We start from the raw sequence: 13,893 nt of genomic DNA on the forward strand, positions 1-13,893 counted from the left end.
TCAGGCCAGACGGTTGCCAGGAATGAACCATTCCCGACGTGAATTTAAAAGATCCTGTGCGCTCATGGCTTTCTTCCCTGCGGGTTGCAGGGAGACGAGATTCAGAATTCCATCACCCGTCGCGACCTGAATGCCCTGTTTTGAGGCTTCAAGGATGGTGCCAGGTTCTGCCTGCGTCACCGTTTCAATGACTGAAGCCTGCCAGACTTTTACCGGCTGACCTTCGATTTCCAGCCAGCTCATTGGCCAGGGGTTGAACGCACGGATACAGCGTTCCAGTTGCGCTGCAGAAAGCGACCAGTCAATGCGGGCTTCTTCTTTGCTGAGTTTATCAGCGTGCGTGGCCAACGCATTATCCTGGACTTCTGGTTTTGCCCGACCTTCCGCTAACTGTTTCAGGGTCTCGATCAGCCCTTGTGGGCCGAGATTCGCCAGTTTGTCATACAGGGTCCCGCTGGTATCTTCAGCGGTGATAGGACAGGCGAGTTTGTAGAGCATGTCGCCGGTATCCAGTCCAACGTCCATCTGCATGATGGTCACACCCGTTTCGGCGTCACCCGCCCAGAGTGAACGTTGAATTGGCGCCGCGCCGCGCCAGCGTGGCAGCAGAGAGCCGTGGACGTTAATGCAACCGAGTCGCGGCATATCCAGCACGGCTTTAGGCAAAATCAGGCCATACGCCACCACGACCATTACGTCCGCATGTAATTCGGAAACCAAATGCTGGTTTTCCTGCGGGCGTAAAGAAGCGGGTTGGAAAACTGGAATACCTTTCTCTTCAGCCAATACTTTGACCGGACTCGGCATCAGCTTTTTGCCACGACCTGCCGGGCGGTCAGGTTGAGTGAAAACGCCGACCACGTGATGTCCAGAAGATAACAGCGCGTCAAGATGACGCGCTGCAAAGTCAGGTGTACCCGCAAAAATAATCCGTAGTGAGTCTGACACGTTGATTCTTATCCTTAAGCTCGGGCGTTCAGGCGGTCGAGTTTTTCAACTTTCTGACGAATACGCTGCTGCTTCAGCGGCGACAAATAATCGATAAACAGTTTACCGACCAGGTGATCCATTTCATGCTGAATACAGATAGCCAGCAGACCGTCGGCTTCCAGCTCGAAAGATTGACCTTCGCGATCGAGTGCGCGAATTTTCACTTTCTCGGCACGTGGTACTAAAGCACGTTGTTCCGGAATGGACAGGCAGCCTTCTTCAATGCCGGTTTCGCCTTCTTTCTCCAGCAGCTCCGGGTTAATTAACACCAGACGCTCGTCGCGATTTTCCGACACATCAATCACAATAATTCGCTGATGAATATCGACCTGCGTTGCCGCAAGGCCAATACCTTCTTCCGCGTACATCGTCTCGAACATATCATCGACGATACGCTGAATTTCTGCATTCACTTCTTCTACCGGTTTCGCGACTTTGCGAAGACGCTCGTCCGGAATATGTAACACTTGCAAAACTGACATAGTTATCCAGAGTTGTGTTCAGGAGTTGGAAAGATTATTACCTCTATTCTAGACAAATCCCCTTCTGATTGACAGCATCAGTGACCAATCGCAAAGATTGCTAAGACTGCTTGTGGCAGGGGATAAGGATGACCCGTACAGAAATTTGGCTACGTTTGATGTGCGTAAGTGAATTATTCGGCGATGAAATGGTTCGACTTGCTCACCGGCTGATTGCTCAGCCGCATGTGGATAACTCCATACTCCGAAGTGTGGGACTATCACCATCGCAGGCAAAACGTTTTCTCGGCTTTCCTGATGATGAACTGGAGCAGACGCTTCTCTGGCTGGAACAGCCACATCATCATCTTTTACTGGCGGACTGCGACAGTTACCCTTCTCAACTCCGCGCTATTGATGATTATCCCGGTGCGCTTCTGGTGGCTGGGGACCTGCAGTGTCTTCATCACTTTCAGCTTGCGGTAGTTGGAAGCCGAACACCGTCCTGGTATGGGGAGAGGTGGGGCCGACTGTTCACTGAAAAATTGGCGGCGTGGGAAATAACGATCACCAGTGGTTTAGCGCGGGGAATAGATGGTGTCGCACATAAGGCTGCTGTTCAGGCAAAAGGAAAAAGTATTGCCGTACTTGGAAATGGGCTGCGGGCCATTTATCCACGCAGACATGCTGAACTCGCTGAAACGTTAATAGCCTCAGGAGGTGCGCTGGTTTCCGAGTTTCCACTCATGATGCCTCCCATTCCGCGCAATTTTCCTCGGCGAAACCGCATCATTAGCGGCTTGAGTAAAGGTGTTCTGGTTGTAGAGGCTGCATTGCGTAGCGGTTCTTTGGTTACGGCGCGCTGTGCGCTGGAACAGGGGAGAGAGGTATTTGTCATACCTGGTGCCCTCGGCAGTCCGGGAAGTGAAGGTCCGCACTGGCTGGTAAAGCAGGGGGCAACACTGGTGACGTCGCCAGAGGAAATCCTGGAAAATTTGCAGTATGGCCTACATTGGCTGCCAGATGAGCCTGAAAATTCACTTTATTCGTCAGATCAGGAAGACGCAGCATTGCCATTTCCCGAGCTCCTGGCTAACGTAGGAGATGAGGTAACACCTGTTGACGTCGTCGCTGAACGTGCCGGCCAACCTGTGCCAGTGGTAGTGGCTCAGCTACTCGAACTGGAGTTAGCAGGTTGGATCGCAGCTGTACCCGGCGGCTATGTCCGATTGAGGAGGGCATGCCATGTTCGACGTACTAATGTATTTGTTTGAGACATATATCCACAATGAAGCTGAATTACGTGTGGATCAGGACAAACTAGAACGGGATCTTACCGACGCTGGCTTTGATCGTGAAGACATCTACAATGCGCTCCTGTGGCTGGAAAAGCTTGCTGACTATCAGGAAGGGCTTGCTGAGCCAATGCAACTTGCCTCAGATCCACTCTCTGTTCGTATCTATACGCCTGAAGAGTGCGATCGTCTGGATGCCAGTTGCCGGGGATTCTTGTTATTCCTTGAGCAGATTCAGGTGCTAAACCTCGAAACGCGAGAAATGGTGATTGAACGCGTGCTCGCGCTGGATACCGCAGAATTCGACCTGGAAGACCTGAAGTGGGTAATCCTGATGGTTTTGTTCAACATTCCGGGTTGTGAAAATGCCTATCAGCAAATGGAAGAATTACTCTTTGAAGTGAATGAAGGTATGCTGCATTAATCAACCTTAATTCAGCATGAGTTGTTATGGCTAAATCAGCACTGTTTACGGTGCGTAATAATGAGCCCTGCCCACAATGCGGGGCTGAACTGGTTATACGCTCCGGGAAACATGGTCCGTTTCTCGGGTGTTCTCATTATCCGGAATGTGACTACATCCGTCCGTTGAAATCCTCAGCGGACGGGCATATCGTCAAAGTTCTGGAGGGAAAATTTTGCCCTGCCTGCGGTGCCGAACTGGTGTTGCGCCAGGGGCGGTTTGGCATGTTCATCGGTTGCAGCGACTACCCCCAATGTGAACATACCGAGCTGATTGATAAACCCGATGAAACAGCCATTACCTGCCCCCAATGCCAGACGGGCCATTTGGTCCAGCGGCGTTCCCGTTATGGTAAGACCTTCCACTCCTGCGATCGCTATCCGGAGTGCCAGTTTGTCATTAACTTTAAACCGCTAGCCGGAGAGTGTCCTGAATGCCACTATCCGCTACTTATCGAAAAGAAAACCGCGCAGGGTGTTAAACTCTTTTGCGCCAGTAAACAATGTGGAAAGCCGATCCCGGCGGAACAAAAAAGTGAAGAATAACCTGCCAACAAACCTTATCGCTGACGCGATAGAGGTCCTTAATAAAGAAAACGTCATCGCCTATCCCACAGAAGCCGTCTTTGGTGTCGGGTGTGACCCCGATAGCGAAATTGCCGTTAATCGCCTGCTGGCGCTGAAACAGCGGCCAGTCGATAAAGGTTTGATTTTGATCGCGGCGAGTTTTGAGCAACTCAAGCCTTATATCGACGACAGTATGCTGACTGATACTCAGCGTGAAGCTGTGTTTTCACGCTGGCCAGGCCCCGTTACCTTTGTTTTTCCTGCGCCCGCGACAACACCGCGTTGGTTGACTGGGCGTTTTGACTCATTGGCCGTTCGCGTGACGAATCATCCGCTGGTGGTCGCGCTGTGCCAGGCTTATGGAAAGCCGTTGGTTTCAACGAGCGCTAATCTGAGTGGGCTGCCGCCTTGCCGGACAGTGGATGAGGTTCGCGCTCAGTTCGGTGCCGATTTCCCAGTGGTCTGCGGAGAAACTGGAGGGCGTTTGAATCCTTCGGAAATTCGTGATGCCCTGACGGGCGAACTGTTTCGACAGGGGTAAGACAATGGATACCTATGCTGTTTTTGGCAACCCGATAGCGCACAGCAAATCCCCCTTTATTCATCGACAATTTGCTGAGCAACTGAATATTGAGCATCCCTACGGGCGTGTTCTGGCACCAGTTGATGATTTCATTACTACGCTAAACGCTTTTTTTGCGGCGGGGGGGAAAGGCGCAAATGTCACCGTGCCTTTTAAAGAAGAAGCGTTTGCTCGCGCGGATGAACTCACAGAACGCGCAGCGCTGGCTGGTGCGGTGAACACGCTTAAGCGGCTGGATGACGGTCGTTTGCTCGGCGATAACACTGACGGTATAGGTCTGCTAACCGATCTTGAGCGGCTCTCCTTTATTCGTCCAGGCCTGCGAATTTTGTTGATTGGCGCGGGAGGCGCATCGCGTGGCGTGCTGCTGCCGCTGCTTTCTATGGATTGCGGAGTCACTATCGTCAACCGAACCGCATCTCGTGCGAAAGAACTTGCGCAGGTCTTTGCACACACCGGTAGTGTGCAGGCGTTAGGCATGGATGATCTGGAAGGGCATGAGTTTGATCTGATGATCAATGCAACTTCCAGTGGAATCAGTGGCGATATTCCGGCAATTCCTGCCTCGCTTATTCGTCCGTCGGTCTGTTGTTACGACATGTTCTATAAAAAAGGTAACACGCCGTTTCTTTCCTGGTCTGAGCAACAGGGGGCGAAGCATCGCGCAGATGGTTTGGGGATGCTGGTGGGACAAGCTGCCCATGCCGTATTGCTCTGGCACGGCGTGTTACCAGAAATTGAGCCGGTAATAACGCGACTTAAACAGGAACTTTCTGCATGAATCAGGCCATTCAGTTCCCTGACAGAGAAGAGTGGAACGCGCAGAAAGAAGCCGTCTGTTTTCCCGCTCTGGTAAATGGTATGCAGTTGATGTGTGCCATTAAGGGAGAGGCGCTGGCGAATCGCTTTGGTGGCGATACGGCGGAACAATGGTTGGCTGACTTTTGCGAGCATCGCTGGGATCTGGAAGAAGAAGCGGAAGCGCTGATCCAGTCCCAGCAGGAAGACGATCACGGCTGGATCTGGTTATCCTGAGCGAGATATTCGTCTTTCCATTTCACATAGTTTTTGGCGGAGTACAGTAGACCTGCTTTCTCCTCCTCTGTGAGCGGACGAATCTGTTTAACGGGGCTTCCCAGGTATAGGTAGCCGCTCTCCAGTCGTTTATTTTGTGGCACCAGACTTCCCGCGCCAATCATCACATCATCTTCAATGACTGCGCCATCCAACAGAATCGAACCCATGCCGACCAGAACACGGCTACCAATGACGCAGCCGTGCAGCATCACTTTATGTCCAACCGTCACATCTTCACCCACGATTAAGGGATTTCCCTCCGGGTTAGAGGAGGATTTATGGGTAACGTGCAGCACACTGCCATCCTGGATATTTGTACGTGCGCCGATCGCGACATAATTCACATCGCCACGGATTGCGACAAGCGGCCAGATCCCGACATCATCCGCCAGACGAACGTCCCCGATGACGACGCTGCTGTTGTCGATCATCACGCGTTGGCCGATCTGCGGGAAAAGATCCTTATAAGGGCGTAATACCTCAGCCATATTTACCTCAAGGAAAGAGAACAGTAATGATGACTTTGGTTGCAATTCGGGCCTTGTGCAAGTGCTTTAGCTATCAAAAATCAGCCAGTTTGCGCATGAATGGAGCGAAAGGGATGAAAAAGCAGCAAACAGAAAAAAAGATCGAAAAAAGCCTTGTGCAAAAAAATGGGATCCCTATAATGCGCCTCCGTTGAGACGACAAAGTGAAACGCTTCACAAGATGGTCGTCACAACGAAGAGAAAAATCCTGAAATTCAGGGTTGACTCTGAAAGAGGAAAGCGTAATATACGCCACCTCGCGACAGAGCGCTGAAGCGCGTCGCAACTGCTCTTTAACAATTTATCAGACAATCTGTGTGGGCACTCAAAGTGACATGGATTCTTAATGTCCTCGGACACTAAATGAATACCAAGTCTCAAAGAGTGAACACGTAATTCATTACGAAGTTTAATTCTACGAGCATCAAACTTAAATTGAAGAGTTTGATCATGGCTCAGATTGAACGCTGGCGGCAGGCCTAACACATGCAAGTCGAACGGTAACAGGAAGCAGCTTGCTGCTTCGCTGACGAGTGGCGGACGGGTGAGTAATGTCTGGGAAACTGCCCGATGGAGGGGGATAACTACTGGAAACGGTAGCTAATACCGCATAACGTCGCAAGACCAAAGAGGGGGACCTTCGGGCCTCTTGCCATCGGATGTGCCCAGATGGGATTAGCTTGTTGGTGAGGTAACGGCTCACCAAGGCGACGATCCCTAGCTGGTCTGAGAGGATGACCAGCCACACTGGAACTGAGACACGGTCCAGACTCCTACGGGAGGCAGCAGTGGGGAATATTGCACAATGGGCGCAAGCCTGATGCAGCCATGCCGCGTGTATGAAGAAGGCCTTCGGGTTGTAAAGTACTTTCAGCGGGGAGGAAGGTGTTGAGGTTAATAACCTCAGCAATTGACGTTACCCGCAGAAGAAGCACCGGCTAACTCCGTGCCAGCAGCCGCGGTAATACGGAGGGTGCAAGCGTTAATCGGAATTACTGGGCGTAAAGCGCACGCAGGCGGTCTGTCAAGTCGGATGTGAAATCCCCGGGCTCAACCTGGGAACTGCATTCGAAACTGGCAGGCTAGAGTCTTGTAGAGGGGGGTAGAATTCCAGGTGTAGCGGTGAAATGCGTAGAGATCTGGAGGAATACCGGTGGCGAAGGCGGCCCCCTGGACAAAGACTGACGCTCAGGTGCGAAAGCGTGGGGAGCAAACAGGATTAGATACCCTGGTAGTCCACGCCGTAAACGATGTCGACTTGGAGGTTGTGCCCTTGAGGCGTGGCTTCCGGAGCTAACGCGTTAAGTCGACCGCCTGGGGAGTACGGCCGCAAGGTTAAAACTCAAATGAATTGACGGGGGCCCGCACAAGCGGTGGAGCATGTGGTTTAATTCGATGCAACGCGAAGAACCTTACCTGGTCTTGACATCCACAGAAGAATCCAGAGATGGATTTGTGCCTTCGGGAACTGTGAGACAGGTGCTGCATGGCTGTCGTCAGCTCGTGTTGTGAAATGTTGGGTTAAGTCCCGCAACGAGCGCAACCCTTATCCTTTGTTGCCAGCGGTCCGGCCGGGAACTCAAAGGAGACTGCCAGTGATAAACTGGAGGAAGGTGGGGATGACGTCAAGTCATCATGGCCCTTACGACCAGGGCTACACACGTGCTACAATGGCATATACAAAGAGAAGCGACCTCGCGAGAGCAAGCGGACCTCATAAAGTATGTCGTAGTCCGGATTGGAGTCTGCAACTCGACTCCATGAAGTCGGAATCGCTAGTAATCGTGGATCAGAATGCCACGGTGAATACGTTCCCGGGCCTTGTACACACCGCCCGTCACACCATGGGAGTGGGTTGCAAAAGAAGTAGGTAGCTTAACCTTCGGGAGGGCGCTTACCACTTTGTGATTCATGACTGGGGTGAAGTCGTAACAAGGTAACCGTAGGGGAACCTGCGGTTGGATCACCTCCTTACCTTAAAGAACCTGCCTTTGTAGTGTCCACACAGATTGTCTGATGAAAAACGAGCAGTAAAACCTCTACAGGCTTGTAGCTCAGGTGGTTAGAGCGCACCCCTGATAAGGGTGAGGTCGGTGGTTCAAGTCCACTCAGGCCTACCAAATTCGCTCCCGTGCTTTGTTGTGGCAAAGCTCGCATACCTAAGTATGCTTCGCTTCACCACGCCGCGCCCGGAAACGAATTGGGGATGAGGTTTAACTACACTGTATGGGGCTATAGCTCAGCTGGGAGAGCGCCTGCTTTGCACGCAGGAGGTCTGCGGTTCGATCCCGCATAGCTCCACCATACTGTAGAACATTTACTTAAGAAAACTTCAGAGTGTACCTGAAAGGGTTCACTGCGAAGTTTTGCTCTTTAAAAATCTGGATCAAGCTGAAAAATTGAAACGACACACAGTCAATGTGTGTTCGAGTCTCTCAAATTTTCGCAAGTCGATGATGAATCGAAAGAAACATCTTCGGGTTGTGAGGTTAAGCGACTAAGCGTACACGGTGGATGCCCTGGCAGTCAGAGGCGATGAAGGACGTGCTAATCTGCGAAAAGCGTCGGTAAGGTGATATGAACCGTTATAGCCGGCGATGTCCGAATGGGGAAACCCAGTGCAATTCGTTGCACTATCGTTAACTGAATACATAGGTTAACGAGGCGAACCGGGGGAACTGAAACATCTAAGTACCCCGAGGAAAAGAAATCAACCGAGATTCCCCCAGTAGCGGCGAGCGAACGGGGAGCAGCCCAGAGCCTGAATCAGCATATGTGGTAGTGGAACGGTCTGGAAAGGCCGGCGATACAGGGTGACAGCCCCGTACACAAAATCACACATGTTGTGAGCTCGATGAGTAGGGCGGGACACGTGGTATCCTGTCTGAATATGGGGGGACCATCCTCCAAGGCTAAATACTCCTGACTGACCGATAGTGAACCAGTACCGTGAGGGAAAGGCGAAAAGAACCCCGGCGAGGGGAGTGAAAAAGAACCTGAAACCGTGTACGTACAAGCAGTGGGAGCCTCTTTTATGGGGTGACTGCGTACCTTTTGTATAATGGGTCAGCGACTTATATTCTGTAGCAAGGTTAACCGAATAGGGGAGCCGAAGGGAAACCGAGTCTTAACTGGGCGTTAAGTTGCAGGGTATAGACCCGAAACCCGGTGATCTAGCCATGGGCAGGTTGAAGGTTGGGTAACACTAACTGGAGGACCGAACCGACTAATGTTGAAAAATTAGCGGATGACTTGTGGCTGGGGGTGAAAGGCCAATCAAACCGGGAGATAGCTGGTTCTCCCCGAAAGCTATTTAGGTAGCGCCTCGTGAATTCATCTTCGGGGGTAGAGCACTGTTTCGGCTAGGGGGTCATCCCGACTTACCAACCCGATGCAAACTACGAATACCGAAGAATGTTATCACGGGAGACACACGGCGGGTGCTAACGTCCGTCGTGAAGAGGGAAACAACCCAGACCGCCAGCTAAGGTCCCAAAGTCATGGTTAAGTGGGAAACGATGTGGGAAGGCTCAGACAGCCAGGATGTTGGCTTAGAAGCAGCCATCATTTAAAGAAAGCGTAATAGCTCACTGGTCGAGTCGGCCTGCGCGGAAGATGTAACGGGGCTAAACCATGCACCGAAGCTGCGGCAGCGACACTATGTGTTGTTGGGTAGGGGAGCGTTCTGTAAGCCTGTGAAGGTGTACTGTGAGGTATGCTGGAGGTATCAGAAGTGCGAATGCTGACATAAGTAACGATAAAGCGGGTGAAAAGCCCGCTCGCCGGAAGACCAAGGGTTCCTGTCCAACGTTAATCGGGGCAGGGTGAGTCGACCCCTAAGGCGAGGCCGAAAGGCGTAGTCGATGGGAAACAGGTTAATATTCCTGTACCTGGTGTTACTGCGAAGGGGGGACGGAGAAGGCTATGTTGGCCGGGCGACGGTTGTCCCGGTTTAAGCGTGTAGGTGTGTGTACCAGGTAAATCCGGTTCACTTTAACACTGAGGCGTGATGACGAGGCACTACGGTGCTGAAGTGACAAATGCCCTGCTTCCAGGAAAAGCCTCTAAGCATCAGGTAACATCAGATCGTACCCCAAACCGACACAGGTGGTCAGGTAGAGAATACCAAGGCGCTTGAGAGAACTCGGGTGAAGGAACTAGGCAAAATGGTGCCGTAACTTCGGGAGAAGGCACGCTGATATGTAGGTGAAGCGACGTGCTCGTGGAGCTGAAATCAGTCGAAGATACCAGCTGGCTGCAACTGTTTATTAAAAACACAGCACTGTGCAAACACGAAAGTGGACGTATACGGTGTGACGCCTGCCCGGTGCCGGAAGGTTAATTGATGGGGTTATCCGTAAGGAGAAGCTCTTGATCGAAGCCCCGGTAAACGGCGGCCGTAACTATAACGGTCCTAAGGTAGCGAAATTCCTTGTCGGGTAAGTTCCGACCTGCACGAATGGCGTAATGATGGCCAGGCTGTCTCCACCCGAGACTCAGTGAAATTGAACTCGCTGTGAAGATGCAGTGTACCCGCGGCAAGACGGAAAGACCCCGTGAACCTTTACTATAGCTTGACACTGAACACTGGTCCTTGATGTGTAGGATAGGTGGGAGGCTTTGAAGCGTGGACGCCAGTCTGCGTGGAGCCGCCCTTGAAATACCACCCTTTAATGGCTGGTGTTCTAACGTAGGCCCGTGATCCGGGTTGCGGACAGTGTCTGGTGGGTAGTTTGACTGGGGCGGTCTCCTCCTAAAGAGTAACGGAGGAGCACGAAGGTTAGCTAATCCTGGTCGGACATCAGGAGGTTAGTGCAAAGGCATAAGCTAGCTTGACTGCGAGCGTGACGGCGCGAGCAGGTGCGAAAGCAGGTCTTAGTGATCCGGTGGTTCTGAATGGAAGGGCCATCGCTCAACGGATAAAAGGTACTCCGGGGATAACAGGCTGATACCGCCCAAGAGTTCATATCGACGGCGGTGTTTGGCACCTCGATGTCGGCTCATCACATCCTGGGGCTGAAGTAGGTCCCAAGGGTATGGCTGTTCGCCATTTAAAGTGGTACGCGAGCTGGGTTTAGAACGTCGTGAGACAGTTCGGTCCCTATCTGCCGTGGGCGCTGGAGAATTGAGGGGGGCTGCTCCTAGTACGAGAGGACCGGAGTGGACGCATCACTGGTGTTCGGGTTGTCATGCCAATGGCACTGCCCGGTAGCTAAATGCGGAAGAGATAAGTGCTGAAAGCATCTAAGCACGAAACTTGCCCCGAGATGAGTTCTCCCTGAGACTATAAGTCTCCTGAAGGAACGTTGAAGACGACGACGTTGATAGGCCGGGTGTGTAAGCGCAGCGATGCGTTGAGCTAACCGGTACTAATGAACCGTGAGGCTTAACCTTACAACGCCGAAGATGTTTTGGCGGATTGAGAGAAGATTTTCAGCTTAGATTCAGAGTCCGAAGGATTTTGCGCTGAGACAAGGCGGCAAACGCGGCGACGGAAGGAGCATACACAGGTATGTGACTGACGTTCGCAAGAGCAGCCAACGCAGTATGAGCGCAAAAGACACAGGACAGAGCAACAGAATTTGCCTGGCGGCTTTAGCGCGGTGGTCCCACCTGACCCCATGCCGAACTCAGAAGTGAAACGCCGTAGCGCCGATGGTAGTGTGGGGTCTCCCCATGTGAGAGTAGGGAACTGCCAGGCATCAAATTTAGCGTGCTGATATGGCTCAGTTGGTAGAGCGCACCCTTGGTAAGGGTGAGGTCCCCAGTTCGACTCTGGGTATCAGCACCACTTAATTAGGTTAAAGTTCGGCACAGTAGAAAAGAATTTGTCTGGCGGCTGTAGCGCGGTGGTCCCACCTGACCCCATGCCGAACTCAGAAGTGAAACGCCGTAGCGCCGATGGTAGTGTGGGGTCTCCCCATGTGAGAGTAGGGAACTGCCAGACATCAAATAAGTGAGAAGGCCATCCGAAAGGATGGCCTTTTTGCATTTCTACGCTGCACAAACTGTAGTCCGGGTAAGGCGAAGCCGCCACCCGGCATAACAAACGATTAATGAATTACCTGCGACAGAAATGCCCGCGTACGTTCTGACTTAGGATGCGCAAAGAACTCATCCGGTGGTGCTTGCTCAACAATCTCACCACGATCCATAAAGATCACCCGGTCAGCCACTGTTCTGGCAAACCCCATCTCATGCGTTACACACAGCATTGTCATTCCGGACTGCGCCAGTCCAATCATGGTATCCAACACTTCTTTGACCATTTCAGGATCCAGCGCTGAAGTGGGCTCATCAAACAGCATAATCTTGGGCTTCATGCATAAAGATCGGGCGATTGCCACGCGCTGTTGTTGTCCACCTGAAATTTGCCCTGGAAACTTATGCGCATGCTCAGCGATGCGTACACGCTCCAGATAATGCATCGCCAGCACTTCAGCCTCTTTCGAAGGCATCTTTCGTACCCAAATCGGTGCCAGAGTACAGTTTTGCAGAACGGTAAGGTGAGGAAAGAGATTAAAATGTTGGAAAACCATACCAACTTCCTGTCTGACGCGCTCAATGTTGCGAATATCTTCATTGATCTCGATACCATCCACAACAATGCGTCCCTTCTGATGTTCTTCCAGATGGTTAATGCAGCGGATAGTGGTAGATTTACCCGAACCCGAAGGCCCACATAACACAATACGCTCCCCCTGTTTCACCTTCAGATTGATATTTTTAAGAACATGAAACTGTCCGTACCACTTGTTAACGTTTTCTAGCGTAATCATCGCGTCGGCAGGTTGCATTAATAATTGGCTCATAGAATCCTCAGTGCGGTGTACGCCCGGTGTTAAAGCGCTTTTCCAGATGCTGGCTGTAGCGCGACATACTGAAACAGAAAACCCAGTAAATCAGTGCAGCGAAAACATAACCTTCAGTGGACATACCCAGCCAGACCGGGTCAACCGTTGCCTGTTGTACGCTACTGAACAGATCAAACAATCCGATAATGATGACCAGACTGGTATCTTTAAAGAGAGCGATGATGGTGTTAACCAGCCCTGGAATGACCAACTTCAGCGCCTGGGGAAGAATGACCAGACCCTGAGTTTTCCAGTAGCCCAGAGCCAGTGATTCTGCGGCTTCGTACTGCCCTTTCGGCAGAGCCTGTAATCCTCCACGAACGACTTCTGCCACATAGGCTGACTGAAAAAGGATCACTCCAACCAGTGCACGAATGAGCTTATCAATACTGGTGCCTTCCGCCATAAACAGGGGAAGCATCACCGATGACATAAACAACACGGTGATTAACGGTACCCCTCGCCAGAACTCGATGAAGATGACCGAGAGGATCCGCACGACAGGCATATGGGAGCGTCTTCCCAGCGCCAACAAAATGCCCAGCGGAAGTGCTCCTGCAATGCCAACAGCCGCGATGATCAGCGTGAGCGTCAGCCCGCCCCACTGTCGGGTTTCGACGCGTTCGAGCCCCAACAGTCCACCATATAAAAGCCACCAGACAACAAGGGGGTAGAGAATGCCCCAGGCCACGATATAACGGCCACGTCGTGGCATAGCTTTCCAGAACATCGGCGCAATGGAAAGCAGCCCGATAATCAGTGCCAGGTTGATACGCCAGCGTTGATCGTGTGGATAAAGCCCATACATGAAATGCCCAAAACGTTCATGGACAAATACCCAGCAGGCACCGGCTTTCGTGCAGTCTGCCCGGGTTGACCCGATCCAATTGGCCTGCAAGAACGCCCAATTGATTAATGGCGGGATGAGTTCCCACATCAGCCATACGCACACGAGCGTCAGCAGGCTATTAAACCAACTGGAAAACAGATTCTTACGCATCCACAGCAGTGGGTGAGCACTACTACCGGTGCTGACCGGGCGCGGGGGATGAGATAACAGTACTTTCGTCATCATGA

Annotated in this window: 12 protein-coding genes, 3 tRNA genes and 4 rRNA genes; 14 read left to right on the forward strand and 5 right to left on the reverse strand. The window is 51.9% G+C overall.

What is annotated here, in order from left to right:
* Together fmt and def are read right to left on the reverse strand one after the other, a co-directional pair.
* Positions 1–948, reverse strand: a complete 948-nt coding sequence (gene fmt / locus HVY19_RS02010) for a methionyl-tRNA formyltransferase (RefSeq protein WP_181682745.1) — start codon at positions 946–948, stop codon at positions 1–3.
* A gap of 14 nt (positions 949–962) precedes the next feature.
* The gene (gene def / locus HVY19_RS02015) at positions 963–1,472 is read right to left on the reverse strand and encodes a peptide deformylase (RefSeq protein ID WP_181682746.1); all 510 of its coding nucleotides are present in this window, start codon (positions 1,470–1,472) and stop codon (positions 963–965) included.
* A gap of 128 nt (positions 1,473–1,600) precedes the next feature.
* Here def and dprA point away from each other — a divergent pair, with 128 nt between their 5' ends.
* Genes dprA through HVY19_RS02045 form a run of 6 tightly spaced genes read left to right on the forward strand, consistent with a single transcriptional unit; the run spans position 1,601 to position 5,393 of the window.
* Positions 1,601–2,725, forward strand: a complete 1,125-nt coding sequence (dprA, locus tag HVY19_RS02020) for a DNA-protecting protein DprA (protein ID WP_181682747.1) — start codon at positions 1,601–1,603, stop codon at positions 2,723–2,725.
* On the forward strand, positions 2,697–3,170 hold the full coding sequence (smg, locus tag HVY19_RS02025) for a DUF494 family protein Smg (protein WP_012908442.1): 474 nt from the start codon (positions 2,697–2,699) through the stop codon (positions 3,168–3,170). Before dprA ends, smg begins: the two co-directional genes overlap by 29 nt.
* Positions 3,171–3,196: 26 nt before the next feature.
* Positions 3,197–3,754 (forward strand): type I DNA topoisomerase, encoded by a 558-nt coding sequence (locus HVY19_RS02030; protein ID WP_181682748.1) that lies wholly within the window; start codon positions 3,197–3,199, stop codon positions 3,752–3,754.
* Entirely contained in the window at positions 3,744–4,316 is a 573-nt protein-coding gene (gene tsaC, locus HVY19_RS02035; protein WP_181682749.1) for an L-threonylcarbamoyladenylate synthase type 1 TsaC, read from the forward strand. The genes HVY19_RS02030 and tsaC overlap by 11 nt, the downstream gene beginning before the upstream one ends.
* Positions 4,317–4,320: 4 nt before the next feature.
* Positions 4,321–5,139: a shikimate dehydrogenase gene (aroE, locus tag HVY19_RS02040; protein WP_181682750.1), complete on the forward strand. Its 819-nt coding sequence runs from the start codon at positions 4,321–4,323 to the stop codon at positions 5,137–5,139.
* Entirely contained in the window at positions 5,136–5,393 is a 258-nt protein-coding gene (locus HVY19_RS02045) for a DUF1488 domain-containing protein (protein ID WP_181682751.1), read from the forward strand. The genes aroE and HVY19_RS02045 overlap by 4 nt, the downstream gene beginning before the upstream one ends.
* Here the strand turns inward: HVY19_RS02045 and HVY19_RS02050 are convergent.
* Positions 5,369–5,923, reverse strand: a complete 555-nt coding sequence (locus HVY19_RS02050) for a gamma carbonic anhydrase family protein (RefSeq protein WP_181682752.1) — start codon at positions 5,921–5,923, stop codon at positions 5,369–5,371. The genes HVY19_RS02045 and HVY19_RS02050 overlap by 25 nt on opposite strands.
* A 26-nt stretch (positions 5,924–5,949) precedes the next feature.
* Here HVY19_RS02050 and HVY19_RS02055 point away from each other — a divergent pair, with 26 nt between their 5' ends.
* The 8 genes from HVY19_RS02055 to rrf (HVY19_RS02090) all read left to right on the forward strand — a co-directional run bounded on the left by HVY19_RS02055 (position 5,950) and on the right by rrf (HVY19_RS02090) (position 11,909).
* Positions 5,950–6,117 (forward strand): hypothetical protein, encoded by a 168-nt coding sequence (locus tag HVY19_RS02055; protein WP_181682753.1) that lies wholly within the window; start codon positions 5,950–5,952, stop codon positions 6,115–6,117.
* A 277-nt stretch (positions 6,118–6,394) separates the two neighbouring features.
* Positions 6,395–7,936: ribosomal RNA gene (locus tag HVY19_RS02060) — 16S ribosomal RNA — on the forward strand.
* Between the two features lie 69 nt (positions 7,937–8,005).
* Positions 8,006–8,082 (forward strand) — tRNA-Ile (locus tag HVY19_RS02065).
* 108 nt (positions 8,083–8,190) lie between these two features.
* A tRNA-Ala gene (locus HVY19_RS02070) sits at positions 8,191–8,266 on the forward strand.
* A gap of 183 nt (positions 8,267–8,449) precedes the next feature.
* A 23S ribosomal RNA gene (locus tag HVY19_RS02075) occupies positions 8,450–11,356 on the forward strand.
* A 191-nt stretch (positions 11,357–11,547) separates the two neighbouring features.
* A 5S ribosomal RNA gene (gene rrf, locus HVY19_RS02080) occupies positions 11,548–11,663 on the forward strand.
* A 14-nt stretch (positions 11,664–11,677) separates the two neighbouring features.
* Positions 11,678–11,753, forward strand: a tRNA-Thr gene (locus tag HVY19_RS02085).
* A gap of 40 nt (positions 11,754–11,793) precedes the next feature.
* A 5S ribosomal RNA gene (gene rrf, locus HVY19_RS02090) occupies positions 11,794–11,909 on the forward strand.
* The 16S, 23S and 5S rRNA genes sit together here with 3 tRNA genes alongside, the layout of an rRNA operon.
* 106 nt (positions 11,910–12,015) lie before the next feature.
* On the opposite strand, the gene HVY19_RS02095 is transcribed toward rrf (HVY19_RS02090), so the two are convergent.
* Together HVY19_RS02095 and HVY19_RS02100 are read right to left on the reverse strand one after the other, a co-directional pair.
* Positions 12,016–12,774 (reverse strand): amino acid ABC transporter ATP-binding protein, encoded by a 759-nt coding sequence (locus tag HVY19_RS02095; protein WP_181682754.1) that lies wholly within the window; start codon positions 12,772–12,774, stop codon positions 12,016–12,018.
* A 7-nt stretch (positions 12,775–12,781) separates the two neighbouring features.
* Positions 12,782–13,888, reverse strand: coding sequence for an amino acid ABC transporter permease (locus HVY19_RS02100; protein ID WP_181684198.1), 1,107 nt, complete (start codon positions 13,886–13,888; stop codon positions 12,782–12,784).
* Positions 13,889–13,893 lie beyond the last annotated feature (5 nt).

It is taken from the genome of Citrobacter sp. RHB25-C09, from assembly GCF_013836145.1.
Taxonomy (GTDB): domain Bacteria; phylum Pseudomonadota; class Gammaproteobacteria; order Enterobacterales; family Enterobacteriaceae; genus Citrobacter_A.

Excerpts from the sequence above, each read along its gene's own strand:
- def (WP_181682746.1), bottom strand. The coding sequence starts at position 1,472 with ATGTCAGTTTTGCAAGTGTTACATATTCCGGACGAGCGTCTTCGCAAA.
- dprA (WP_181682747.1), top strand. The coding sequence starts at position 1,601 with ATGACCCGTACAGAAATTTGGCTACGTTTGATGTGCGTAAGTGAATTA.
- smg (WP_012908442.1), top strand. The coding sequence starts at position 2,697 with ATGTTCGACGTACTAATGTATTTGTTTGAGACATATATCCACAATGAA.
- HVY19_RS02030 (WP_181682748.1), top strand. The coding sequence starts at position 3,197 with ATGGCTAAATCAGCACTGTTTACGGTGCGTAATAATGAGCCCTGCCCA.
- aroE (WP_181682750.1), top strand. The coding sequence starts at position 4,321 with ATGGATACCTATGCTGTTTTTGGCAACCCGATAGCGCACAGCAAATCC.
- HVY19_RS02045 (WP_181682751.1), top strand. The coding sequence starts at position 5,136 with ATGAATCAGGCCATTCAGTTCCCTGACAGAGAAGAGTGGAACGCGCAG.
- HVY19_RS02050 (WP_181682752.1), bottom strand. The coding sequence starts at position 5,923 with ATGGCTGAGGTATTACGCCCTTATAAGGATCTTTTCCCGCAGATCGGC.
- HVY19_RS02055 (WP_181682753.1), top strand. The coding sequence starts at position 5,950 with ATGATGACTTTGGTTGCAATTCGGGCCTTGTGCAAGTGCTTTAGCTAT.
- HVY19_RS02095 (WP_181682754.1), bottom strand. The coding sequence starts at position 12,774 with ATGAGCCAATTATTAATGCAACCTGCCGACGCGATGATTACGCTAGAA.
- HVY19_RS02100 (WP_181684198.1), bottom strand. The coding sequence starts at position 13,888 with ATGACGAAAGTACTGTTATCTCATCCCCCGCGCCCGGTCAGCACCGGT.